The 24629-nt window shown below is 58.6% G+C and carries 25 protein-coding genes, 1 other RNA gene and 1 riboswitch; of the genes, 13 read left to right on the top strand and 13 right to left on the bottom strand.

Annotated features, from left to right (window positions below; genetic code table 11):
- Positions 1-15: 15 nt before the first annotated feature.
- The 5 genes from ACR0LI_RS20085 to ACR0LI_RS20065 form a co-directional block, all read right to left on the bottom strand.
- Positions 16-1593 carry an ABC transporter ATP-binding protein gene (locus tag ACR0LI_RS20085; RefSeq protein ID WP_480719124.1) on the bottom strand — a complete coding sequence of 526 codons (1578 nt, stop codon included), beginning with the start codon at positions 1591-1593 and terminating at the stop codon, positions 16-18.
- Positions 1590-2696 (bottom strand): ABC transporter permease, encoded by a 1107-nt coding sequence (locus ACR0LI_RS20080; RefSeq protein ID WP_171725110.1) that lies wholly within the window; start codon positions 2694-2696, stop codon positions 1590-1592. Before ACR0LI_RS20080 ends, ACR0LI_RS20085 begins: the two co-directional genes overlap by 4 nt.
- Complete coding sequence (locus ACR0LI_RS20075) at positions 2697-3791, bottom strand: microcin C ABC transporter permease YejB (RefSeq protein WP_152459198.1); 1095 nt, start codon at positions 3789-3791, stop codon at positions 2697-2699.
- A 1-nt stretch (position 3792) separates the two neighbouring features.
- Positions 3793-5697, bottom strand: a complete 1905-nt coding sequence (locus tag ACR0LI_RS20070) for an extracellular solute-binding protein (protein ID WP_171725108.1) — start codon at positions 5695-5697, stop codon at positions 3793-3795.
- Positions 5698-5867: 170 nt separating this feature from the next.
- Entirely contained in the window at positions 5868-6380 is a 513-nt protein-coding gene (locus tag ACR0LI_RS20065) for a c-type cytochrome (protein WP_152459925.1), read from the bottom strand.
- 120 nt (positions 6381-6500) lie between these two features.
- On the opposite strand from ACR0LI_RS20065, the gene ACR0LI_RS20060 reads away from it, so the two are divergent.
- On the top strand, positions 6501-7334 hold the full coding sequence (locus ACR0LI_RS20060; protein ID WP_171638275.1) for a prephenate dehydratase: 834 nt from the start codon (positions 6501-6503) through the stop codon (positions 7332-7334).
- Between the two features lie 4 nt (positions 7335-7338).
- On the opposite strand, the gene ACR0LI_RS20055 is transcribed toward ACR0LI_RS20060, so the two are convergent.
- From ACR0LI_RS20055 to nudC, 3 genes are read right to left on the bottom strand one after another with little or no spacing between them, the layout of a single operon-like run.
- Positions 7339-7881 (bottom strand): chloramphenicol phosphotransferase CPT family protein, encoded by a 543-nt coding sequence (locus ACR0LI_RS20055; protein ID WP_480719123.1) that lies wholly within the window; start codon positions 7879-7881, stop codon positions 7339-7341.
- 49 nt (positions 7882-7930) lie between these two features.
- Positions 7931-8398: an SRPBCC family protein gene (locus tag ACR0LI_RS20050; protein WP_171638278.1), complete on the bottom strand. Its 468-nt coding sequence runs from the start codon at positions 8396-8398 to the stop codon at positions 7931-7933.
- Between the two features lie 37 nt (positions 8399-8435).
- Positions 8436-9419: an NAD(+) diphosphatase gene (gene nudC / locus ACR0LI_RS20045; protein ID WP_480719122.1), complete on the bottom strand. Its 984-nt coding sequence runs from the start codon at positions 9417-9419 to the stop codon at positions 8436-8438.
- A gap of 182 nt (positions 9420-9601) precedes the next feature.
- Between nudC and ACR0LI_RS20040 the strand changes: the two genes are divergently transcribed.
- The 3 genes from ACR0LI_RS20040 to rsgA all read left to right on the top strand — a co-directional run bounded on the left by ACR0LI_RS20040 (position 9602) and on the right by rsgA (position 12792).
- Entirely contained in the window at positions 9602-11470 is a 1869-nt protein-coding gene (locus ACR0LI_RS20040) for a bifunctional 2',3'-cyclic-nucleotide 2'-phosphodiesterase/3'-nucleotidase (RefSeq protein WP_480719121.1), read from the top strand.
- 39 nt (positions 11471-11509) lie between these two features.
- Positions 11510-11608: signal recognition particle sRNA small type (gene ffs / locus ACR0LI_RS20035), an RNA gene on the top strand.
- A 107-nt stretch (positions 11609-11715) separates the two neighbouring features.
- Positions 11716-12792 (top strand): ribosome small subunit-dependent GTPase A, encoded by a 1077-nt coding sequence (rsgA, locus tag ACR0LI_RS20030; RefSeq protein WP_480719120.1) that lies wholly within the window; start codon positions 11716-11718, stop codon positions 12790-12792.
- 39 nt (positions 12793-12831) lie between these two features.
- Here the strand turns inward: rsgA and ACR0LI_RS20025 are convergent, their stop codons facing one another.
- Positions 12832-13665 (bottom strand): alpha/beta hydrolase family protein, encoded by an 834-nt coding sequence (locus ACR0LI_RS20025; RefSeq protein ID WP_480719119.1) that lies wholly within the window; start codon positions 13663-13665, stop codon positions 12832-12834.
- Between the two features lie 157 nt (positions 13666-13822).
- A riboswitch (cobalamin riboswitch) is annotated at positions 13823-14043 on the top strand.
- A gap of 91 nt (positions 14044-14134) precedes the next feature.
- Here ACR0LI_RS20025 and ACR0LI_RS20020 point away from each other — a divergent pair.
- Positions 14135-14542: a hypothetical protein gene (locus ACR0LI_RS20020; RefSeq protein WP_210093882.1), complete on the top strand. Its 408-nt coding sequence runs from the start codon at positions 14135-14137 to the stop codon at positions 14540-14542.
- Here the strand turns inward: ACR0LI_RS20020 and ACR0LI_RS20015 are convergent.
- The gene (locus ACR0LI_RS20015; protein ID WP_171638284.1) at positions 14534-15046 is read right to left on the bottom strand and encodes a protein-tyrosine phosphatase family protein; all 513 of its coding nucleotides are present in this window, start codon (positions 15044-15046) and stop codon (positions 14534-14536) included. The two genes, ACR0LI_RS20020 and ACR0LI_RS20015, sit on opposite strands and share 9 nt — an antisense overlap.
- Positions 15047-15184: 138 nt before the next feature.
- Between ACR0LI_RS20015 and ACR0LI_RS20010 the strand changes: the two genes are divergently transcribed.
- From ACR0LI_RS20010 to ACR0LI_RS19990, 5 genes are all read left to right on the top strand, one after another.
- Positions 15185-16981 (top strand): DNA polymerase III subunit gamma/tau, encoded by a 1797-nt coding sequence (locus ACR0LI_RS20010; RefSeq protein ID WP_256420307.1) that lies wholly within the window; start codon positions 15185-15187, stop codon positions 16979-16981.
- A 400-nt stretch (positions 16982-17381) separates the two neighbouring features.
- Positions 17382-17735, top strand: a complete 354-nt coding sequence (locus ACR0LI_RS20005) for a YbaB/EbfC family nucleoid-associated protein (protein WP_480719118.1) — start codon at positions 17382-17384, stop codon at positions 17733-17735.
- A 61-nt stretch (positions 17736-17796) separates the two neighbouring features.
- Positions 17797-18390: a recombination mediator RecR gene (gene recR, locus ACR0LI_RS20000; protein WP_480486540.1), complete on the top strand. Its 594-nt coding sequence runs from the start codon at positions 17797-17799 to the stop codon at positions 18388-18390.
- Positions 18391-18504: 114 nt separating this feature from the next.
- Positions 18505-18891, top strand: coding sequence for a hypothetical protein (locus ACR0LI_RS19995; RefSeq protein ID WP_171725102.1), 387 nt, complete (start codon positions 18505-18507; stop codon positions 18889-18891).
- 86 nt (positions 18892-18977) lie between these two features.
- Positions 18978-19466, top strand: coding sequence for a hypothetical protein (locus ACR0LI_RS19990; RefSeq protein WP_171638293.1), 489 nt, complete (start codon positions 18978-18980; stop codon positions 19464-19466).
- On the opposite strand, the gene ACR0LI_RS19985 is transcribed toward ACR0LI_RS19990, so the two are convergent.
- A complete protein-coding gene (locus tag ACR0LI_RS19985) occupies positions 19463-20104 on the bottom strand; it encodes a ribonuclease T2 family protein (protein WP_209835526.1) in 642 nt (213 codons plus the stop codon). The genes ACR0LI_RS19990 and ACR0LI_RS19985 overlap by 4 nt on opposite strands.
- Before the next feature lie 130 nt (positions 20105-20234).
- Here ACR0LI_RS19985 and ACR0LI_RS19980 point away from each other — a divergent pair, with 130 nt between their 5' ends.
- Both ACR0LI_RS19980 and ACR0LI_RS19975 read left to right on the top strand, forming a co-directional pair.
- On the top strand, positions 20235-20996 hold the full coding sequence (locus tag ACR0LI_RS19980; protein ID WP_171638297.1) for a DUF1013 domain-containing protein: 762 nt from the start codon (positions 20235-20237) through the stop codon (positions 20994-20996).
- 51 nt (positions 20997-21047) lie between these two features.
- Positions 21048-21437, top strand: coding sequence for a hypothetical protein (locus tag ACR0LI_RS19975; protein ID WP_480719117.1), 390 nt, complete (start codon positions 21048-21050; stop codon positions 21435-21437).
- Between the two features lie 56 nt (positions 21438-21493).
- On the opposite strand, the gene ACR0LI_RS19970 is transcribed toward ACR0LI_RS19975, so the two are convergent.
- Together ACR0LI_RS19970 and ACR0LI_RS19965 are read right to left on the bottom strand one after the other, a co-directional pair.
- Complete coding sequence (locus tag ACR0LI_RS19970) at positions 21494-22525, bottom strand: permease (protein ID WP_480719116.1); 1032 nt, start codon at positions 22523-22525, stop codon at positions 21494-21496.
- Positions 22518-22826 (bottom strand): ArsR/SmtB family transcription factor, encoded by a 309-nt coding sequence (locus tag ACR0LI_RS19965; protein WP_480719115.1) that lies wholly within the window; start codon positions 22824-22826, stop codon positions 22518-22520. Before ACR0LI_RS19965 ends, ACR0LI_RS19970 begins: the two co-directional genes overlap by 8 nt.
- Before the next feature lie 133 nt (positions 22827-22959).
- Here ACR0LI_RS19965 and pdxR point away from each other — a divergent pair, with 133 nt between their 5' ends.
- Complete coding sequence (gene pdxR / locus ACR0LI_RS19960) at positions 22960-24420, top strand: MocR-like pyridoxine biosynthesis transcription factor PdxR (RefSeq protein ID WP_171638305.1); 1461 nt, start codon at positions 22960-22962, stop codon at positions 24418-24420.
- Positions 24421-24629: the final 209 nt, after the last annotated feature.

Here is a 24629-nt window from a genome sequence, read left to right as displayed (position 1 = left end):
GATGGCGGGCTGATCTCAGCCCGCCGCAGCAATCAGTTCGCGGGTATAGTCGGTCTGGGCATTTTCGAACAAATCCTCGGCCGTGCCCATTTCAACCACATCTCCGTTTCGCATGACGATCACCTTGTGCGACATCGCCCGCACAACTTTCAGGTCATGGCTGATGAACAGATACGCCAGCCCGTATTTCTTTTGCAGATCGCGCAGCAGATCGACGATCTGAACCTGAACCGTCATGTCCAGCGCGCTGGTCGGTTCGTCCAGAACCAGCAGCTTGGGCCGCAAGACCATCGCGCGCGCAATGGCTATGCGCTGACGCTGACCGCCCGAAAACTCGTGCGGATATCGGTCCATGGCCGCAGGATCCAGGCCCACCTCGGTCATCACCTCAGCGACCAGCTCGCGCGGCGCGCGATGAGGATCAATGTTGTGAATGGCCAGACCTTCCGCGATGATCTGCTGACAGGTCATGCGTGGGCTGAGGCTGCCGAACGGGTCCTGAAACACGATCTGCATATCCTTGCGCAGCCGGCGCAATTCGCGGGTAGACCATCTTCGCACATCCTGATCGCGGAAGGTGATGCCGCCTTCGGACGCGATGAGGCGCATGATCGCAAGCGCCAGCGTGGTCTTGCCCGACCCGCTTTCGCCCACGATCCCCAAGGTCTCACCCGCGCGTACACTCAGCGTGGCGTCATTCACCGCCTTCACATAGCCGACCGTGCGTTTCAGAAACCCGCGCTGGATCGGGAACCAGACTTTCAGATGATCCGTACGCGCGACTTCCTCGGCATCTGTTGCAACGGCGTCTGGCTGACCCGAAGGTTCCGCGGCCAGGAGCTTGCGGGTATAGGGGTGCTGCGGGTTGTCGAAGATCTCGGCGGTCGCGCCGGTCTCGACGATCTCACCATCCTTCATCACGCAAACCCGGTCGGCGATGCGCCGCACAATGCCCAGATCGTGGGTGATGAACAGCATCCCCATGTTTTCGGATTTCTGCAAACTGGCCAGCAACTCGAGGATCTGTGCCTGAATGGTTACATCCAACGCCGTCGTCGGTTCATCGGCGATCAGGATGTCCGGCTTGTTCGCCAGCGCCATGGCGATCATCACGCGCTGCCGCTGTCCGCCAGACAACTGGTGCGGATAGCTGTCCAGCCGGTCTTCGGGGTCGCGGATACCGACCTTGTTCAACAGTTCAAGAATTCGTTCGCGCGCGACATCGCCCGTGACCCCCTGATGCAGGGCCAGCGATTCCGCCATCTGCTTCTGGATCGTGTGCAGCGGGTTCAGCGATGTCATCGGCTCCTGGAAAATAAAGCTGATGTCATTGCCGCGCACATCCATCAGGCGTTGCTCCGAGGCGCCGATCATCTCCTGCCCGTCATAGGTGACGGACCCTTCGACGATCGCGCTGTCGCCCAGCAACGATACGGTGCTGAGCGCGGTGACAGATTTGCCCGACCCGGATTCGCCCACCAGCGCCACGGTTTCCCCGCGATCGACATGGAATGACACGCCCCGAACCACAGCACTGATCCGACCGTCCTGCCGGAACGAGACTTTCAGGTTGTTTACATCCAGCAGGCTCATGAGAAGGTCTTTCTGGGATCGAACGCATCCCGTACGCCTTCAAAGATGAAGACCAGCAGGGACAGCATGATAGCAAAGGTGAAAAAGGCCGTGAAAGCCAGCCATGGGGCCTGAAGGTTCTGTTTTGCCTGCAAGGTGAGCTCCCCCAGCGAGGGGGCCGAAGACGGCAGACCAAAACCCAGATAATCCAGCGAAGCCAGCCCGCCTATGGTGCCCGTGACGATGAAGGGCATGAAGGTCAGCGTGGCCACCATTGCGTTGGGCAGCATGTGGCGGAACATGATCGTCATGTTGCCCACACCCAATGCCCGTGCAGCGCGCACATATTCAAGGTTTCGCGCCCGCAGGAATTCTGCGCGCACCACGCCAACCAGCCCGGTCCAGCTGAACAGGATCATCAACGCGACCAGCAGCCAGAAACTTCGCCCCAACACCGCGAACATGATGATGATGACATAAAGCGACGGGGTTGCGGACCAGATCTCGATGATCCGCTGAAAGATCAGATCCAGCCAACCGCCGAAGAAACCCTGTACGGCACCGGCGAAAATACCGATCAGGCTGGCAGCACCCGTCACCAGCAGCGTGAACAGGATCGACAGGCGGAAGCCGTAAATCACCCGTGCCAGCACATCGCGCTTGGTGTCATCGGTGCCCAGCAGGTTCTGGCCGTTGGGCGGCAAGGGTGCAGCCCCGGGGCGGTCCACAGACGTGTTGTAGGAATAAGGGATCAGCGGCCAAAGCGACCAGCCACGCTCGAACCCCTCCGCCTGGAACGTACCGGCGTCGATCTGTTCGATAATGCCTTCGGGATCGTCAAAACAGTCTTCCAGGCCGCCGCTGTCTATCAGACACTGAACCTCGGGGTCGCGATAGATCGCCTCTGTCTGGAAGTCTCCGCCAAAATCGGTTTCCGCGTAGAAGTTGAAGACCGGCATGTAGAACTCGCCCCGGTATTTCACCAGAATCGGTTTGTCATTGGCGATGAACTCGGCAAACAGCGACAGGCCGAACAACACGGCGAAGATGATCAACGACCAGAAGGCGCGCTTGTTGCGGCGAAAGTTGCTCCAGCGGCGCTGGTTCAGGGGGGACAATGCCATTTACCCCTCCCGCTTTTCAAAATCGATGCGCGGGTCGACCAGCACATACATCAGATCGCTGATGATGCCGACCACCAGCCCCATCAGGCCAAAGATGAACAGCGTGCCGAAAATCACCGGGTAATCCCGCGCCACGGCGGCTTCAAAACCCAGACGTCCCAGACCATCAAGTGAGAAGATCGTTTCGATGATGATCGAACCTCCGAAGAACACGCCGATGAACACGGCCGGAAATCCGGCTATGACGATCAGCATCGCGTTGCGGAACACATGGCCATACAGCACTTTGCGTTCGCTCAGGCCTTTGGCGCGGGCGGTCATGACATATTGCTTTTTGATTTCATCGAGAAACGAGTTCTTGGTCAGCAGCGTCAATGTCGCAAAGGCCGAGATCGTCAGCGCGATGGTCGGCAACGCAATATGCCAGAAATAATCTGCGATTTTGCCAAAAAGACTCAGGCTGTCCCAGTTGTCAGATGTCAGCCCCCGAAGCGGGAAGATCTGCCAATAGGATCCACCGGCAAAAAGCACCAGCAGCAGAATGGCAAACAAGAAGCCAGGGATCGCATAGGCCACGATGATCGCTGCGCTGGTCCACGTGTCGAACTGCGAACCGTCCCTGATCGCCTTGCGAATGCCCAGAGGGATCGAAACCAGATAGGCGATAAGCGTTGACCACAGGCCCAGCGAGATCGAGACCGGCATTTTCTCGAGCACCAGATCAATCACGCTGATCGAGCGGAAATAGCTCTCGCCGAAGTCCAGCGTCAGATAATTGCCCATCATGATCAGAAAACGTTCCAGGGGCGGTTTGTCGAAGCCGAATTCCTTTTCAAGTTCAGCAATGAACTCGGGCGGCAGGCCCCGTGCGCCGACATATTTGTCGTCGAAAACGCCGCCCGCCGGCTCTGACCCCGCGCCGGCATCGCCCGCACCCGCAAAACCGGCGAAAACATCCCCCTGACCTTCGATCTGGGCAATGATCTGTTCAACCGGCCCGCCAGGCACGAATTGTACCAGCGTGAAGTTGACGATCATGATGCCCAGAAGGGTCGGGATGATCAGCAACAAACGTCTTAGAATATAGGCGCCCATGTTATCGCAGCGCGCCTTTCGCTTTCAGTGCAGCCTCTTTTTCCGGATTGATCCACCACAGATCCAAATAGCCCAGCGAATAAGGCGGCAGGTTTTCCGGGTATTCATACATATCGTAATATGCCACCCAGTGGTCAGCGATGTATCCTACGGGGATCACGAAGAACTCGTACCGCAAAGCGCGATCCAACGCCTTCAACGCCATGTCCTGATCCGCCTGATTGTCAGTATCAAAGGATGCTTCGATGATTGCGTCAACCAATGGGCTTGCCAATCCGGCCGGGTTGAAAAGACTGAATGCGGCCTCTTCCGACCCGTACATCTGGCTCAACCCGCCACCGGTCGACAAAAAAGACCCGTAACGAGTGGAATAGACCATGTCATAGTCCCGCTCGCGGCTGCGCAGCGTGTATTGCGCCGGGTCAACCTTTTCCGCCGACGCATCCACGCCAATGGCTTGCAGGTTCTGGACATAGGTTTCAATCATCGTGGCCGTCGAAGTCGGCAGGTTTGAAGGATAGGGGATATTAACCTTCAGTGTCTGCCCTTCCGCGTTACGCCGCACATTACCATCGCCGACCGGCCACCCGGCCTCGTCCAGCAGTTTCGCGGCTTTTCGCAGATTTCTGCGATCGTTCAGGCGCGCGGGGTTTGACTCGTGAACCGTCACGGCAGGTTCTGAAAGAAGGTCCTCGGGCACAACCTCACCCAGCGCTTGAAGAAACGCCAGTTCATCGCCCTCGGGCAGGCCTTGCGCTTCCAGCGGGGTGCCTTGTGTAAAGGAATTGCGCGGTGAATTCAGACCAAACAGCAGGGATTCATTTGCCCATTCGAAATTGAAGGCCAAGGCAAGGGCCTTGCGTACGTTCTTGTCGGAAAACTGCGGTTTTCCGAGATTGAAGACGAAGCCGGACGGTGTTGGCGGGCTGCCATCCGGTATCTCGTCCCGCACGATCACACCTTCGTTCAGCTTCGGAAAATCATACGCCGTCGCCCAAAGCTTGGGATCGCTTTCAATCCGCAACGTGTATTCACCGGCCTTGAACCCCTCGAACGCCGCTGTCTGATCGGCGAAATACTCAACGCGAATGGTATCGAAATTGTTGCGACCGACATTGAATGGCAGATCCTTACCCCAATAGTCGTCACGTCGCTTGTAAACGATACGGCGATTGATGTCATAGCTGTCGAGTTTATAGGGACCCGAGCCGACCGCCACTTCCAGACGCGGCTCATCCAGACGCCGGGACTCGTCCGCCTCGAACCATGCTTTCGAAAAGACGGGGGTCGACCCGACGGTCTCGATCAAACTGCGGCGGGTGACTTCCGGATTGAACGTGAATTTGACCGTGTGATCATCCAGCGCTTCGGCCCCCGTCACCATGCGGCCCACGGCTTGGGCGTAGGAAGGCAGGCCCTGTTCGATGAACAGGCGATGGCTGTAGACAACATCTTCGGCCGTCACCGGCGTGCCATCCCAAAAGGTTGCTTCGGGTCGCAAATGGAAAATGACGTAGTTGCGCCCTTCATCATATTCCAGACTTTCCGCCAGCACGCCGTAATACTGCCCGACACCGTCATCAGAGCTTTCGAACAGGCGGTCATATTGCAGCGTCGTCAAGGCGCCTGCGCGCCCCTTGCGGGAATAGGGATTCAAGGAATCGAACGTCCCAGAAGCCGCCAAGGACAACTCACCACCTTTAGGCGCATCTGGATTCACGTAATTCAGATGCGGATAGTCAGCAGGGTAATCCAGATTGCCGAAATACGAATATCCATGACTGCGGGTAACCCCCTCATCCAATGCCAAAGCAGCTTGCGGTGAGAGCAGAACAGCACAAAGCCCGAATATGCCAGCCAATGGCCTGACCTTAAGATCACATGCAGCAGGCATTAGGGATATCATGGGGCTCATCCTCTGGGTTATTGTAATCTTTTATGTCGCATACGCTAGCTAAAGTGCCAACGCTGACAGTTTCAAGTTTAGAATGCGTGAGCGCTTTGTGAAGTTCCCTTCAGACAAAAAAAGCCGCTGCGCGGGGCAGCGGCTCTGAACTTCAATGGTCTCTCAGGCAATCAGTTGCCAATTGTCTGCAGATAAGCAATCAAGTCCGCGCGGTCCTGAGGTTTTTTCAAGCCAGCAAAACTCATCGATGTTCCCGAGATATAGGCGCTTGGGCGTTCCAGGAAGGCATCCAACGCTTCGGGCGTCCAGTTGCCGCCATGGGCCTGCATACTGGCTGAGTAACCGGTGAAACCTTTTGCCGAGGCAACCGGGCGATCAACTACGCCATACAGGTAAGGGCCGGTTCCATTAGCCCCGTCTTCCAGCTTGTGGCACGCGGTGCACTTGCGGAATACTTTCGCGCCCTTCTCAACGTCAGCGGCGGCCAGCAGATCTTCAAAGACCACTTCTTCGCCGTCCGCGCTTTCGCCCGAGCTTTCGGTTTCGATAATGTAGGCGGCCTCAGCCGAGCCATGGCCACCGGAAGAATAGAGGATGTCAGCCCCCCATTTGGCCAGAAGCAGCACCAGGAAAGTGCCGAACAGGCCTGCGGCGGCCTTCGTAACTGTCATCGTGTCGAACATTGATCGCGTGTCCATTTCAGCTGTCTGCGCAGGTGTCTAAGGCTTCCACTTGCGAGAGGCAAGGTATAGACACCGCGACGAAACGACCAAATCGCGAACTTGTTGCATGGAATCGACCAAATGACCAATCGCATTGCTTTTCAGGGCGAACCCGGCGCCTACAGTCACGAGGCCTGCCGCAACGCACGACCCGAAATGGAGGCCTTGCCCTGCCGCACATTCGAGGATGTGATCGAATCAGTTCGCTCGGGCGCGGCCGATCTGGCGATGCTGCCGGTCGAAAATACGACCTACGGTCGGGTTGCCGATATTCACCGGCTGTTGCCCCATAGCGGGCTTCACATCATCGATGAAGCGTTCGTGCGTGTTCACATCAATCTTCTTGGTGTACCCGGCGCAAAACTGGAAGACATCACCGAAGCGCATTCGCATCTGGTGCTGCTGCCGCAATGTTCAGAATTTCTGAAAGAACACGGTATTCGTGGCCGTGTCAGTCCCGACAATGCCCGCGCCGCGCGCGAAGTGGCCGAAATCGGGGACTTGCATTCCGCCGCTCTGGCAAGCGAGCTTGCGGCTGAAATCTACGACCTGAACGTGCTGGCCCGCCATATCGAGGACAATGACGACAACACGACCCGCTTTCTTGTCATGTCACGCGAAACGGATTTGTCCCGCCGGGGCGATCATGGGATGATCACCAGTTTCGTGTTTCAGGTCCGCAACATCCCGGCCGCGCTGTACAAGGCCATGGGTGGCTTTGCCACCAACGGGATCAACATGACCAAGCTGGAAAGCTATATGGTCGACGGGTCCTTCACGGCAACGCAGTTTTATGCGGATATTGTTGGACATCCCGAAGACCGCAACGTGCAGCTGGCAATGGACGAACTGGAACACTTCACGACCAATGTCGAGGTTCTTGGCGTCTACCCTGCGGCCCATCCTCGCGGCTGACAGGTCACGCGAAAGACTGGCTGAATTCCGATTGGCGCAGGTCACTGCGCCATGCCTGAAGAATTGTCTGCACGTTGGCTTCAATGCCGTCCATAGAATCAATCTCGATATCGTAAACTCTACCAGCATGGATCATGGTTTGGTCCCGCTGGGCGCTTCCCACCGGACGGTCGCCGCGTAATCGTTCGCGCGCGTTCAACTCGGGAACCGGGCAATGGACAGCTACGAACAGAACATCAAACGGGCGCAAGAGGTCGCGCAAATCTTTGTCCCACCCCGGCGTATCCAGAATATGTGCCAAAATCAAATTGTTGCCCGAGGCCGCGTAGGCAGCTAGCGACTGATGAAACCCATCAAAGACAGCCGATCGGTCGTCGGACCAATCGAACTCGCCACGGCGATAGCGATCCAGCGGCAGAACACCAGAATCGCGAAGGTGGTCGATCGAGATATGCCAGAACGGCTTCTCTATCTTCTGCTGCAAAGCCTGCGCGATTGTCGATTTTCCACTGCTTGATGCGCCATGCAGAAAAATAATGTGCGACATCCGAGGTTTCTTTTCCAATCCTTGACCCGATCAGCCCAGCGGACGCCGTTCACGCCCCGTGCAGGTGACGCTGTTCCAGTTCACGCGCAAACTCGCTGAACCGCACCTGGAATTGCTTGCGGAACTTTGACTGTCCAAGCTTCATGGACTGCAACAGCAACCGCGCGGGCAAGGACTTTGCGGCCAAGGACATCTCGATGCTCAGGCGTGTCCGGCGCGGAGACAAGGCCAGAAAATCTACTGTCGTCAGGCCGGTCATCCCTTTGCTGGCCGCCTCGAACCGCATTTGCGACGGCTTGTCGAAATCCGTCATCACCACCGACATCTGGCGCGGCTTTCCACGCAACTTGAATTCGGTTTTCCATTCAGTGCCGGCAACCACCATCGCATCAGTGTCCAGACGCCGCACGTCGATGCCACGACGCATCGCCATACGTTCGAACCTTTCGAAATCCGACACCATGTCGAACACCGAATTGATCGGGGCTTCGATATCTTCGCGCGCTGAAAACTGCATAATGACCTTTGCTGTTTATGGCTTCACCAGTTTTTCTTCAGTCCAGCGTATCCGCAAGCCAGTTCTGAAGCAGAAAATGAGCGATAGCCCCCTTGCGAGCCGGCAACAACCGGGGATGTTCGCCGGCAAATGCCTGCATCATTTCGGATTTGCTGACCCACATCGCCTCTTCGATCTCGACCGGATCGATAACGATGTCACGCGACAGGGCCTCGCCGGCGCATCCGAACATCAGGGATGCCGGGAACGGCCAGGGCTGGCTGGACAGGTACGACACCGCACCAACCGGTACGCCTGCCTCTTCCATCACTTCGCGGCGCACCGCCGCTTCGAGCGTTTCGCCGGGTTCGACAAATCCCGCCAGCAAGGAAAACATTCCCTCGGGCCAACCCGGAGACCGCCCCATAAGCACGCTGTCCCCATGCGTAATCAGCATGATCACAACCGGATCCGTGCGCGGAAAATGTTGCCCGCCGCATGACGGGCAACTGCGCTGCCATCCCGCTTGCGACATATCGCTGGCTGCGCCGCAGCGAGCACAGAAGCGATGTGTTTCGTGCCAACCGACAACCGCCTTGGCCGATGCGGCCAACTCGGCATCACGAGGCGACAATCGCGCCATGATCCGGCGGAGCTCGGCAAAAACATGCCCTTCAGGCAAGTCCGGATGCTGCTGTTCGGATCTGTCCACGAACTTTCCCAGGCCGGTCAGATCCAATCCCTCTGCCCCCCAGGCCGAGATATCTGCGGCAAACAGGGGTGCGCCCTCTGCGCTCAGGCCCAAAAAAACCGGTGCTTCGATCACGCCGCCGGGGCCATCGCATACCAGCGGGTGGGTCATCTGCGTCAGGGCAAGCTGATCCAGCGCCGCGCCCACGACCAGAAGCTTGCCTCGCCACAACAATATGCATCGCGCAGCAGGGTCGCCCGCCATCTCGGACAGCTTCTCTGAATCCCCACGAAGATGCGCTGCCCGATTCAGGCCCGAGCCGCCGAAAGTCACCTGCTCTGCGTTTTTCATTGGAATTCCTTCTGGTCTTGCGCACAGGGCTGCCATGTCTCAGGCCCTGTTGCAATGGCAATTCAAGGCGCAAAACGCAGGGACACGCCACCGAAAAGCCGCATGGCGGCCCCGGAAAAATCATCTAGACTGCGTTTTGATGATTTTAGCCCATTACCACACTCAAAAGCAGAACAACAAAAGTGAAGCAAACCCCATCGACGCAGGTGCAACCCACAAAAGACCGTGGGCGTATTCGTATTCTTGCCACCTCCGACGTGCATATGCATCTGACTGGTTTTGACTATTACGCGGACACACCGGACCCGACGCTTGGGCTGACACGCACCGCCAGCCTGATCCGCAAGGCCCGACACGAGGCCACAGACGCGCTGGTGCTGATGTTCGACAACGGGGATTCGCTTCAGGGAACGCCGATGGGCGAATGGGCCGTTCGGAACGACAATCCCCACCCGATGATGCAGGCATTCAAGGCGCTGGACTATGATGCGATTGGTCTGGGCAACCATGATTTCGGGTTCGGGCTGCCGACATTGGACAAGACCCTTGCACAAGCCCCGTGCCCGGTTCTGTGCGGCAATCTTCATCGGTCCGGAGAACACCAATCTTGGCAGCGTTTTGCAATCCTTGACCGTGTCGTTAGGGTGGGAAACAAGGATGTGCCCATTCGCGTCGGCGTGTTTTCGGTTCTGCCACCGCAGACAACACGTTGGGAAGAACACAATCTGAACGAAACCGTAGAGGCGGACGACATCGTTGTCGCGGCACGGTCCCTGACGCGTATCTTGCGCGAAAAGGGGTGCGATCTGATCGTGGCGCTCGCCCATTCCGGGCTTGGACACCCGGACGCAGCGACCGACATTGAAAATGCCGTTATTCCCCTGGCCGCGATCGAGGGCATCGACGCTGTCGTCGCCGGGCACACGCACCTGACCCTTCCCGCACGCACCGGCGCGCAAACCCCGAATGTGGATTACGTGAAAGGGCTGGTGCATGGAACGCCGGTTGTCATGCCCGGTTCGGCAGGCGCATATCTTGGAGTAATCGATCTGGCCGTCACCCTAGAGCCCCAGTCGGGGCTGCGTGTTGTCGACAGCCACGCCGAATTGCGCCCGGTTTCGGTGGGCGGCACCGCGATTGGCGAAGATTTGGAAATCGCGCATCTGGTTGAACCCGCACATCAGCAGACCCGTCTGGACATGGCCGCGCCCGTTGCGCGCGTCTCGGACACATTGCACAGCTATTTCAGTTTCTGTGCGCCGGATCGTGGATTGACGCTTGTGTCCGCCGCACAGGCAGCCGCGTTGCGCCCTTTTTTACACTGCACCACGCTTGCAGAGCTGCCGCTGTTGTCAGCCGCGTCGCCGGCCAAATGCGGCGGACGCTCTGGCCCCAGGCACTATACGGACGTGCCGCCTGGTGAAATCTGTCTGCGTCACGTGGCGGACCTGCATGTCTTTCCAAACGAATTGCGCGCGGTTCAGATCACGGGCGCGCAGCTGCTGGAGTGGTTGGAGATGTCAGCCAGCGCATTCAACCAACAATTCCCCGACGCCGAGGCAGAGCTATTCGACCGGGATCGGGCGGGGTACAATTTCGATGTCATCTTTGGCCTGTCCTATCAGATCGACCCGTCGCAACCGGCGCGTTACGATGTCGGGGGGCAAATGATCCATCCCGGCCACAGGCGGGTGCATCATCTGACTTGCGCAGGCCAAGCCGTGCAACCCGATCAGGCATTTGTCGTCGCGCTCGATAATTATCGCGCAAGCGGGGGCGGACATTTCCCGCATGTGTCGTCGGCCCCGGCCATCGATCTACCCCCGCTGGATATCCGGGACATTTTGCGGGACTACATGACGCACCGCCTGCCACCCGACCCATTGGCCCGGCAACCTTATCCGTTCTCTCTGATGCCGAAATCGGGGGTGACGACCATTCTTCGGACCGGTCCCGGTGCGTTGAAGCATATCGACGAATTGAACAGGTTTGCCCCCAGGATACTGGAACCTGACGAAAACGGTTTTGCACGCATTCGGCTGACGCTCTGACGGGTTGTCTTTTGCCGAAGCCTTCCCTATATCCAGAGTCGAGAGGTTGGCGCGGGCGAGCGCCTCGCCAACCTGGTCAGGTCCGGAAGGAAGCAGCCACAACGAGCCCCGCTTGGGTCGATGTCCAACCTCTCACTTTACGAACCTTGGCCGCAGGAGGGCTTTATGATTGTAGCAAAGATCCTTCGGGCAGCACGGTTCTGACCTCACGGTATCGACTGACTGCCTGAACACATGACCCGGGGATGAGCGATCGCCATCCGTCGGGAGTGCTGTTTCTGACGACAGGCAAACCAATGTTTCTTGCACTTTCGGACCTGGGATGGTCCTCTCACTTTGCCGCGCAACACGCGGCTTATCCTTCCTGCACGCCTTTTCGCATCACTTCCGTTCATCGGGACCGCCTGATAGGGCTTAACCCTGACGGCGAAGTCCCGTTACTGACCCCCGATCAAACGACCGGCAGCTATGCTGTTGGCGATTGGGTTCTCGCCGATGACGACAAACGCGTGCGCCATTTGCTCGACCGGCGCAGCCTGCTGCACCGACGCGCCGCGGGTACAGGCGCCGCGACGCAACTGATCGCAGCCAATGTCGATGTGCTGTTCATCGTCAGCTCGTGCAATGCCGATTTCAAACTGCCCCGGCTGGAACGATATCTGGCGCTCGCGCATCAGGCCGGGTGTTACCCGGTCGTTGTTATGACGAAGGCCGACAAATCGGCGGACCCCGACAGTTTCTCGGGGCAGGTGCAATCTCTGGATCCGTTCCTGACGGTTCTGGCGATCAACGCGCTGGACCCGGCAGAGGTTGAAAAGGTTCTGTCGTGGTGCCCCAAAAGCCAGACCGGAGCGCTGGTTGGATCGTCGGGCGTTGGCAAGACGACACTTGCCAATACCATGACCGATCAGGATCTCGCCACCTCGGACATTCGCGAGGATGACGCGCGGGGCCGGCACACGACGACCGCACGCGCATTGCACCGGATGCGCAACGGTGGCTGGTTGATCGATACACCCGGAATGCGCGCGTTGCGCCTGCTGGACGCTCGGGACGGGATCGACGACGTTTTCTCGGACCTTGCCGAGTTGAGCCGGGACTGCCGTTTTTCGGATTGCCAGCACAGCTCCGAGCCCGGATGTGCCGTGCAAAAGGCAATAAGCCACGGCACGCTTGATCCGGCTCGATTGGACCGGTGGCGCAAGCTTCGGCGCGAAGATCAGCGCAATTCTGAAACCGTCGCGCAGTCCCGGGCGCGGGACAAAGCGTTCGGCAAGATGGTCCGTGGCGTCATGAAGGAAAAGAAACTTCGCAACCGGTGATCGTTGGACGGTGCCCGGCCCGTCCTGCGCCGCGTCTGATCAAGCGATCAGTCGCGGCCAAACCGCTGCATTGCGCCGGGCAAATGCTCCGATATGACCAACCTCAGGCAACCTGAAATCGGCAGGGCTCAGCAGGTGGCGGTTGGCATCGGGGCCGTAAAGATCCGCAAGCCGCCAAACCGCTTCCGGCGGCACCATCTGGTCGTCCTCGAAGGTGAACAAATCCACGGGCGTTCCAGAATCCTTCCACTGCGCCGCAGGTAACTCATGCCCGATTTCAGGCACATAGTTCAAAGGCGCCGTACACCATTTGCGCCACTGCCAATAGACCGATGCCGGCAGATCCGAGCCGAACCCGATCGCCTTTCCGGGAAGGTAGCCAAGGGCTCGGGCCAAAAGCGGGGCATGACCATACCAGAACAATCCTGCCAAACCACGATAGGGCCATGGATGGTCGCTTAGGGTTACCAGCCCCGAACACACACAGATCATGCGATCAATCAGATCGATATCCGGCTGCACAGGCCCCAACATCGCGCCGATCGAATGGCCGATGGTCCAATGCTGCGAATCGGGAAACCGTCTGCGCATTTCTGCCCGTGCCGCGGGCATGTCGATCAAGGCCCAATCCGCCATGGTCGCACGCGAATCTTTCAGGCGGCCGGTCAAGGAATGCCCGTAATCGCGATAGTCATAGGTCAGGCAGGCCATACCCTGCTCGGCAGCAAGCCATCGTGCGAAATGACGGTAATAATCGCGCGGCACACCCGTTGCACTGTTCAGCACGACGACGATTTCGGGCGAAGACAGCGGGCTGTACAACCGGGCAGACAGTGTTTTCTGCCCGGACGGAAAGCGAAATTCTTCGGTCATTACCGTTTGCTCTGTGTCCAACATGATCTCTGGCTTTGCGCTTGGTAAATCCGGTTTCCGAACCTCAACGCCCTCGACACTATGCATGAACCAACACCGTATCCAGCATGACCAAGCGTCCGGTCAAAAGATCGGCTTGACTCGATGCGTGCTCAAACGCTAGCGGTTGTGTGATGGTTTCCGGCCTCCACAAGGGGTCGGAATGAAAAGGGAACACGGTGCGGTAATGTCTGGTCATGCAGGCAACAACCAAATCCGCGACTGCCCCCGCAACTGTAAGCGGTAAGCGATGCCGAAACACCACTGGCCCAAAGGCTGGGAAGGTCGGCAAAGCGATGACCCGCAAGTCAGGAGACCTGCCATCGGAAACGAAACCGAAACTCGGGCGGGGTGTCCGGGCAGGTCCTGACGGCATCACGCTGTCCCACCTGTCCCAAATATCCTGTCCACCAAGCGCGGAGGGCGCAGGATGATCTGGAAGACAAAGACACATGAATTCAGTGCAACAGTATGTCAGCGGACGGGCAAAACCTGTCCCGCTTTGGCGCGGCTGGCGCGCTCGATATCCGAAGCCATGGCCCAGGCGACCTCGGCCACAAGTGACGATTTCGAGATTGAGGGCAGCAGCGCGCTGTCACATTGCAGCGAAGGATGTCATGCAATTTTCCGCGCGCAATCAGACCGCATTCGTGTCTTTTGCGGGACGCAGCCCGAAACCGCGATTGAGCCGCTGAACGGCTATGCCGACCTGATCTTCGGAAACACGTTCAGTGCGATGCCATCCGGCGTCGTGAAAACCCCACCCTGCGCGATGATCGAAGTTTCTACGATCCGGCCTCGAAAACCTGCTTGCGCGCCCGCGCAGATTTCAATCTGAGTCCAGACTGACCTGTGCCTGGGCACGCCGAGAGGCCCAGGCCAGTTGCGCATCCGTTTCGACGGCGCAAGGGCGCACCGCCCGCAATCGTTGCAGCGCCGTGTCCGCGCCTTCGCCGCATTCGACCATCAGCCGCAGGACAATCATACCTGACCTGCCACAGCCCCCGCGGCAGTGTACCAATACGCGACCTCCGCCGGACAGCGCGTGCCGGGCCGCGGCGCTGACGGACGGCCACGCGTCATCAATCGCTTTTGTCGGCGCTCCGAAATCTTCGATCGGCAGGTGAACCCATCGGCTGGCGCGGCTTTGAATATCGCTTCCAAATTCCTGCGCCCCGTCCTGAAGCATTTCGACATCCGTCGTCATCGAAACAACAAGCCCCGGCTGCCAGGCTGCGATCATATCCAGATCGCTGGAGTAATCTCCGCCGCGTCCGGGCATCGAGGTCAGCGCCAGCGTTCCGCCACCGACTTGCAGGGCGTAGATCACCAACTGCGACATGAATCCTGTCCTCCCCAAAGAACTCTATACAAAAATGAGCCATTAAATCCGCTGATGCAGTTTAGTGCGAAAGCGACTCGTTTCTAAATCAAAAATCATCGCGCCCCGCTGTGGACGCGGGCAACGGTGGCCACTACGCTGTGCCCAAGCACCGAATCCCAACGAGAAGACATGACAGACAGCTCCAGCCCCGCCTATCAGGTTCTCGCCCGCAAATATCGCCCGGAAACCTTTGCCGATCTGGTGGGTCAGGATGCCATGGTGCGCACCCTGAAAAACGCGTTCGCGGCCGACCGGATCGCGCAGGCCTTCATCATGACCGGTATTCGCGGCACCGGCAAAACCACGACCGCAAGGATCATCGCCAAGGGGATGAACTGCATCGGACCCGACGGAACCGGTGGCCCCACGACCGAACCCTGCGGTCAGTGTGAACATTGTGTCGCCATCATGGAAGGCCGCCATGTCGACGTGATGGAGATGGACGCCGCCAGCCGTACGGGCGTCAACGACATCCGCGAGATCATTGACAGTGTCCGCTATCGCGCCGCCAGCGCGCGTTACAAGATTTATATCATCGACGAGGTTCATATGCTCTCGACCAGTGCGTTCAACGCGCTGCTCAAGACGTTGGAAGAACCGCCCGCGCATGTGAAGTTCATCTTCGCAACCACTGAAATCCGCAAAGTCCCTGTCACTGTGCTGTCCCGCTGCCAGCGTTTCGACCTGCGCCGGATCGAACCCGAAGACATGATTGGCCTGCTGCGCAAGATCGCCGAAGCGGAAAACGCCCAGATCGCCGAAGACGCGCTGGCGCTGATCACCCGAGCAGCGGAAGGATCGGCCCGGGATGCGACCTCGTTGCTGGATCAGGCGATTTCGCATGGGGCTGGCGAGACGACCGCCGATCAGGTCCGTGCAATGCTTGGACTGGCAGACCGTGGCCGGGTTCTGGACCTTATGGATATGATCCTGCGCGGCGATGCCGCCGGAGCACTTACCGAGTTGAGCGGCCAATACGCCGAAGGCGCAGACCCGCTGGCGGTGCTGCGCGATCTGGCCGAGATCACGCATTGGGTGTCCGTCGTGAAGATCACGCCTGACGCGGCGCAGGATCCGACGGTTTCTCCGGACGAACGGACCCGGGGCCAACACATGGCCGAGGCTCTGCCGATGCGGGTTCTAACCCGGATGTGGCAAATGCTGCTGAAGGCGCTCGAGGAAGTCTCGGCTGCGCCCAACGCCATGATGGCCGCTGAAATGGCCGTTATTCGCCTGACCCATGTGGCGGATTTGCCCAGCCCCGAAGAGCTGATCAAACGGTTGCAAGATACCCCGCCACCGCCGCCGGGCGGGCCCAATGGCGGCGTTTCGATATCCCGACCGGGCGCCGGTCCGGCGCCGGCTGGCGCGACCCATCCACCTGCCTACGCGCCGTCCCCTCGCGGTTCCGGTGGCGCACCGGTTGCAGCCCTGGCGCAGGATGCCCAGACGGCCCTTGCCCATTACCCGACCTTCGACCACGTGGTGGAACTGATCCGGACCAATCGCGACGTAAAGTTGCTGGTCGAGGTGGAAAACGGCGTGCGCCTCGTCTCCTATCAACCCGGACGAATCGAATTCACACCCGCCACCCAGGCACCGGCGGATCTGGCGCCACGACTGGGCACTGCCTTGCAACGCTGGACAGGAAATCGGTGGGCTGTCTCGATCGTCTCGGACGGAGAAGCCCCCACGATTGCAGAAGTCAGGGATGCGGCCGAGCTCGCACTGAAATCCGAAGCCGAACAACACCCGTTGGTGCAGGCGGTATTGGCGCAATTCCCAAAGGCGAAAATCACTAGGATCGAAACGCCGGAGCAACGCGCCGCCAAGGTCGAGACCGAAGCGCTTCCCGAGGTGGAAGACGAGTGGGACCCGTTCGAGGAAGACTGACCCCGCCGCCCGTCACCCCCCGTTTCAAACGAAGCTGACCGAGGTTTCGATCGAACACATCCGCCCGCATGTCTCAGATCGTTTGTTGCGACACCGGCCAGCGGAAGGCGGCCCGTGACCATTCTGATCCGAATGCTGCGTAGCCATTCGAACCCCGCCCAGATTTCCTGTGTTCCGTGCAATCAGTCTCGGCAGCAGACCATATGCGCGCCAAGGACGATCTGCGCTTGTCGGGCCTGCTGGCAAATATGGTGTCGCAGATGGTTAGCACGTTCCTGCTGACGCCTGCGCTGATCAACATGCCGACCGGAACGGATGAGCCTCCGACCGGCGGGAGAACCCTTGTGCCATGTCGCTGCTGCCCGTATCTAGAGCGCAAACGGAGACACAGGAGAATACTATGCTGAAAGGACTCGGCGGGCTTGGCGGTCTGGGCGACATGGCCAAGATGATGAAATCCGCGCAGGACCTGCAAACCAAGATGACCGAAATGCAGGAAGAGCTGAACAACATGATGGTTGTCGGCGAATCCGGTGCAGGCCTGGTCAAGGCAACGGCGACGGCCAAGGGTGAACTCAAAGGTCTGGATATCGACCCTTCCATCTTCAACGGCGATGACAAGGAAGTGGTCGAAGACCTGATCCTGGCCGCCATCAAGGATGCGCAGACCAAGGCAACCGAACGTTCGAAGGCTGAAATGGCCAAGCTGACCGAAAGCATGGGCCTGCCCAAAGACATCAAGCTGCCGTTCTGAGCTTTATCTTTTCCCAAATACTCCCGCCGGAGGCTCCCTCCGGCGCAATGCAGGATTGGCCATGAGTTCGAACAGCGACATCGACAACCTGATCGACCTGATGGCCAAACTGCCGGGCCTGGGCCCGCGCTCGGCCCGCCGCGCGGTTCTGCACCTGATCCGCAAACGCGCCCTGCTGCTGACGCCCCTCTCGGACGCGATGCAACAAGTGGCCGCCACCGCCCGCGAATGCCTGAACTGCGGCAATGTCGGCACCACCGATATCTGCGACATCTGCAATAGCGAGGCCCGAGCGACCGGCGAGCTGTGCGTGGTCGAAGACGTCGCCGACCTCTGGGCGATGGAGCGTGCCGGAGTGTTCAAAGGGCGCTATCACGTTCTGGGCGGCACGCTGTCGGCGCTGGACGGTGTCGGCCCCGACGAGCTGCGCATTCCCCGCCTCAAGGACCGGGTTGTGGCCGAAGGAATTTCCGAAGTCATCCTGGCGCTGAACGCCACCGTCGATGGCCAGACCACCGCCCACTACATCGCCGATCAGCTTGAGGGACAGGTCCGCCTGACTTCGCTGGCGCAGGGTGTGCCGATTGGCGGCGAACTGGATTATCTGGACGACGGGACGATCACGGCCGCGCTGCGGGCGCGGAAGGAACTGTAGCTCTAACTTACCGGTTCTTTTTTCGCGAGGCCTTTGCGCTAGGCGGCGCCAGCGCAACGCACGATACACGCTCAAGTATCGCGGTAACTAGCTTGACAGCTGTACAGTTATTGGATGAGTTTCTTTCTGTTAATTCCACGGATTATCAAACACGATGAAACACTTAGCGTTTTTTTTGCAATTGTTGGTGCTTTCGCCTCGCCTATTGCCGCTGAAACTCTCTACTTATTCGAAGACACGCACGATTTACCGCCGCCATACAAACAATGGTGGAGCGCCATTCCAGAAGACAAAAGGTATGATGAACAAACACACAGGCACGTCTATGTTCGCGGTGAAGGTAAGTATGGCGATTTTTTCGGCGTTCTATACGTTGATTGCATTAACCCTGAATACTCCGAATGGTTTGCTGTCGGAGGATCGCTGAATTCAGAAGACGTTCCAAACCAGGCAATTGTTAACCTGAGACTTGAGATCTGTTCCAACGGCGAGGAGACCTGACACGGCGCGCGGGAAATTAATGGATTGTCTAACTTCTACAACAATTTACAATGACATGAATAGATTGTCTGATTTGTGGATATGCTATGACCCGCCTTCTCGCCCTCGCCTTCGCCGCTTTGACAGCCACCTCCGCCCTAGCCCAAGACCTCATCGACAAGGGCTTTGTCGACGGCTGGAACATCATGATGGACCCCGCGCTTGGCAACGGGTGCCTGATCCAGACGGTGTATCAGGATCTCTCGGTGGTGCGGCTGGGCTATGATGCCTTGGGCAATCGTGGGTATTTCGCCGTGTACAACAAGGCATGGGGCGACATTAAACAGGGTGAGAGTTATCCGATCCGCTTTGATCTGGACGGCAAAAGCTATGATGCGACGGCCATCGGGTTCAACGAACGCGACGTGCCGGGCGCAACCGTGTTTTTCACTGACCGGAGCTTTGTGAACGCCATCGCTCAGAACAAAACGATGACCGTCTATAACCCGGCAGGTGAGGTGGTGATGGCCATCGATCTGAAAGGCACCGCCAAGGCGCTGGACTATGCGCGGGATTGCCAGAACAAAAAGCTTTAACGAATCGGATCGAACAGCGCGTCCTTGGCCGTGCAGTCGCGGATCACGTCGCGGCCACAGGGTACGGAATCAAGATCGCGGGACAGACACAGGCGGACTTCTTCGATATAGCCCTGTTTGCAGGTGATCGTGATCATGTCGCGCTCCAACTCAGGGTTGGCCTTCAGGAATGCCTCCTCGACCACCGAAGCCGGCAGTTTGACGGATGAATCCAGCTTGCGGAACACCTCAGGGCGCTTGACGGCTTCGTAAGCCCGCCGGGACAAGGCAAAGTAGTCGGATGCCGACAATCCCGAGCATGTGCCGTGTTTCTTCCATTGATGCCAAGCAAGACCGGAACTGCCTTGTATGTCCTCCATTTCCCGCGTCGTGCGTCGCGAAGGTGGGCCTTCCGGGGTACGGCAGTAGGACGGCCAGCCCTGATGGAACTGTGGCCATAGCCCGTGCAGTATCCAGCCGTGATCATGCCGATCGTCACATTGATCCGAGCCGCGCGCGTCACCTTCGCGGGCGCACCAGTTGGGCGACCAACTGAGCGACAGCACGTAGTAATCGAACTCGCCCGCCTTTTCGCCCTCGGCCGGCGCAGCGACCGCGCTCAAGACCCACAAAACCAGCCCCGTAATCCCTTGGCGCATTCGCCTCTTCCCTTCTTGCCTTTGCGCGACTATATACGGGCCAAGTTCCCCGACAACGGAAACCTGCCCCAAAACCAAGGGGCCGCCGAATTCCGGCGACGGGACAGATGTATGTATAGGAGACGGGCTGATGGCAAAACCGCTTATGGCCAAGGCAACCGCCGTATGGCTGGTGGACAACACCACGATCAGCTTCAAGCAGATCGCGGATTTCGTAGGAATGCACGAGTTGGAAGTGCAGGGTATCGCTGATGGCGACGTCGCCGCCGGCGTCAAGGGCTTTGACCCGATCGCCAACAACCAGCTGACCCAGGAAGAAATCGACGCGGCACAGAACAACCCGCTTCACAAGCTGAAGCTCAAGTTCAACCCATCGGCCGCCGGCGAGGAAAAGCGCCGTGGTCCGCGCTACACGCCGCTTTCGAAACGTCAGGACCGTCCGAACTCGATCCTGTGGCTGGTCAAGTTCCACCCGGAACTCAGCGACGGCCAGATTGCTAAGTTGGTGGGCACCACCAAACCCACCATCCAGTCGATCCGCGAACGCACGCACTGGAACATCGCCAACATGCAGCCGATTGATCCGGTTGCTCTGGGTCTGTGCAAACAGTCCGAACTGGACACCGCCGTGCAGAAAGCGGCGGCCAAGAAAGCGGCTGAAGGCGGCGTGATGAGCGATGACGAACGTCGCAAGCTGGTCTCGACCGAGCAGTCGCTGGAAATGGACGCAGCGCCGAAAATCCCGACCGCAATTGAAGGTCTGGAAACCTTCTCGCTGTCCGACGAACCGTCGGAAGAGAAAGACGACGAGCCGATCATCGACGCAGACAGCTTTTTCAACCTGCCCAAGGGTGGGGCGGATGACGAAGACGAAGACGATCTTCGCCCGTAACGCGCAAACAGCCTCGGCCATGACGGCTGGGGCTTTTTTCACGGACTTGCCATGCTGAACGTTCTATCTGCGGTATTTGGCCCGCATCGCGCCGTCACGATTTATGCCTTTCTGAAAACGTGGGGGCTTGGTCTGGCCGGCGGCGTTGTCATGATTGCCATCGTCACGACATTGTTTCTGCTGGGGGATGAAGGCGAACACGAGCATGAGGCGTTTCTGACCGTCCCGGTTCTGTCTGCAACTCCGGTGAACGGAGATCTGAAGAACGGCGTCGTGGCATCTGTCCGCTTGCCGGATGGGTCCGCCACATCGATTACGTCTACAGATGCGCAGATTTCGCAGACAGTGGGCACGACGGCCTGTATCGAAAAACGCGTTTACCTCGAAAGCGAAGAAGCCCGGTACCGGCTCAAACTGCCACGTCTGTGCGACGGTAGTTGATCGACGGCACCGAACGGATAGAAGCCGCCCGATGTGACACCGGGCGGTTTTTGCGTTCATACCAATTGAAAGATGATACCAGCCACGATTGCGCCACCGACCCCCAGGGTCAGATAGGTTGCAAAGACACGTGGTTTGACCAATGACCAGACCGCAGCCATCGCCGGGATGGAACTGACAGCACCGGCAACCATGAACGACATGGCCGCACCCGCTGTCATACCTTGCTCCATCAACCCTGCCAGCAAAGGCGGCGCCACGTACGAGTTCAGGTATGCCGGCATACCCACCAGCGCAGCAACGACGATCGGCAGCACGCCTTCTCCGCCAACCACGCCGGCGATCAGGTAGGCGGGGATATAATTGACCAAAAGCGCCTCGAGGACATAAGCCAGCGCAAGCCATTTCAACAGGAACAGACCGTTGTGCACGAATTCCGAACGGAACCGGGCGCGACGCTCGGGCTCCTGCCAGAATGTCCAGACCGGCTTGGTATCCGTTTTCGGACCACATCCGCAGCACCCGGAGGGCTTGTATTCGCGCAAAGGCTGGGCAAACGCGCCATTGCGCATAAGCAACCGAACCGCGAACCCGCCGAACAGGCCAAGCGCAACCGCCGCAACAGCCTTGCCGATGGCAAAGGGCCATCCCAGCGCACCGGCGGTAATCAAAAGCGTAGGCGGATCGATCAAGGGTGAGCTGAGCCAGAACGCCATGACCGCGGACAACGGCGCACCAAGGGCCAGAAGACCCGCAATGAAGGGAATAACCTCGCAAGAACAGAAGGGGGCAAGACCACCGAACAAGGCAGCCAGAAAGATCATCCGGGTCTCGCGCCCCTCAAAGGCACGCGCCACCATCACCTCGGCGCCGGTCGCCTTGAGGTAAGACAGCAGAAGCACTGCAAACAGAATATATTGCCCTGTATGCGCCAGAGCCTTGGCTGCAAATGTCACCACCTCGGGCAAGTTTCCGGGATCCAGGATTGCCACCGCCGCCAGAATGACGACGATCAGCGTCCAGGGTGTCTTGATCAGGTCCAGCGCCATTTTGGCAGTCATGCGCGGGTTCTGTGTCAATTCAGCCATCGTTCGCAGCCTTTCCAACTTCGTCAGCGCAGCACTCGCTGAGAATGAATTGCGCCAGATTTCTCAATTCGTCGTAATTGGCGCGGTTGATCGTGGTTCGACAGACCTTTTCCTGTTCGACCACTCCACCGGCCGCGAGAAACCGCAGGTGATGGGCCAGGGTCGACGGGGCAATCCCGGTCCGGTCCTGTATCTCGCCAACGGTCAATCCGGCTTTGCCAGCCCGGACCAGCGTCTTGAGGACTTTCAGCCGAGCTTCAGAGCCCATGGCAGAAAATCCGGCAGCAGCAGCTTCCCACATCCACTATCACCATTAAACTAGTTTTCTAGTTATTTAGTCCGAAGGAACTCTCCGGTCAACCCCGCCGACAAAATTTCGTGACTGCGATGTAAGTCCAGATTGCCCCGGCCTTAAGTCCACCCTATAAGCAGGCATGGGGATTTCGGTCGATACATTCTTTCTTGAGCTCAATGGTCAGGGCACATTGCAGGCCCAGATCCAGCAGATGATTGCCGAAGGCATCTTGTCCGGTCGCTTTCACGTCGGAGAAAAACTCCCTTCGTCACGCAAACTGGCCGCGCATCTGGGGGTCAGCCGAATAACGGTGACATTGGCCTACACCGAACTGTTGGCCAATGACTACCTGACCGCCAAGGGACGGTCCGGGTATTACGTTTCGCAAAACGCACCTGTCCCCCCCAAGTATTCGCCTGTCCAGCGCGGCACAGAATCCGTTGACTGGGACAAGGCACTGGCGCGTCGCTTTCTGGACAGCGACGTGCTGCCAAAACCCAGCGACTGGCGAGAATACCGTTATCCGTTCATCTACGGGCAGGCTGACCGAACCTTGTTTGACCACGCCAACTGGAGGTTATGCGCCGTCCGCGCGTTGGGACATAAGGACTTCGATTCGCTGACCGGCGATTACGTGGATCAGGATGATCCGTTGTTGATCGAGTTTATTGCCCGTCACACTCTACCACGCCGAGGCATCGCGGCCCGCCCCGAAGAGATCCTGATCACTCTTGGCGCGCAGAACGCGCTCTGGCTGGCATCGCGTATCTTGCTGACCCACAATCGCACGGCCGTCATAGAAGACCCATGTTACTATGCGCTGCGAAGCCTTCTGAACCATTGGGACTGTGCGGTCACGCCCTTGAGTGTGGACCGGGACGGTCTGCCGCCCGAGGCGATTCCCGACGAAGCAGACGTCATCTTTACCACCCCCAGCCATCAAAGCCCGACAACCGCGACTATGCCGATCGACCGCCGCAACCAGTTGCTGGACCGAGCACGCGAACTCGACGCGATGGTCGTCGAGGATGACTATGAGTTTGAAATGGCCTTCCGAGGCGCCCCTTCGCCGGCGCTGAAATCCATGGATCGGGATGGGCGCGTGATCTACGTCGGCAGTTTTTCCAAGTCGCTGTTTCCAGGATTGCGACTTGGATACATGGTCGGCTCAGAGCCCTTTATCCGCGAGGCACGCGCACTGCGTTCATTGGTTCTGCGTCACCCACCAGGCCACATTCAGCGCACGGCGGCGTATTTCCTGTCGCTGGGCCACTACGACGCGCAAATTCGGCGTATGTCAAAGGCCTTGCAAGAGCGGCGCGACGCGATGGACAAAGCCATCGCGGAAAGTGGGCTGACCGTGGCTGGACGGGGTGTGATTGGCGGCTCTTCACTGTGGATGTCAGCCCCTGAGCATGTCGACACAACTCAACTGGCATTAAGACTGCAAAACCAGGGTGTTCACATCGAACCCGGCGCACCGTTCTTCTCGGGGCCGGACAGACCACAGAATTTCTATCGCCTGGGCTATTCCTCAATTCCAACTAACCGCATCGCGACCGGCGTGAAACTGATCGCAGACGCAATTCGGGCCGTTTGAGCCTTATCTGGACCTAATCCGGCTTTCGTTTTGGCCCTAACGCAGGTCGCACCCTTGCGCCAAAACCATATCAAACGCCGGGTGCAGTGCCCGGTTTCACTCACTCTTGGTTGGAGAGCACCCTTATGAAAATGACGACGGAAGAGGCCTTTGTTAAGGTTTTGCAGATGCACGGGATTGAGCATGCGTTCGGGATCATTGGATCTGCG

This window comes from Ruegeria sp. CL7 (assembly GCF_056536445.1).
This window is presented reverse-complemented; position numbering and strand designations above follow the sequence as displayed.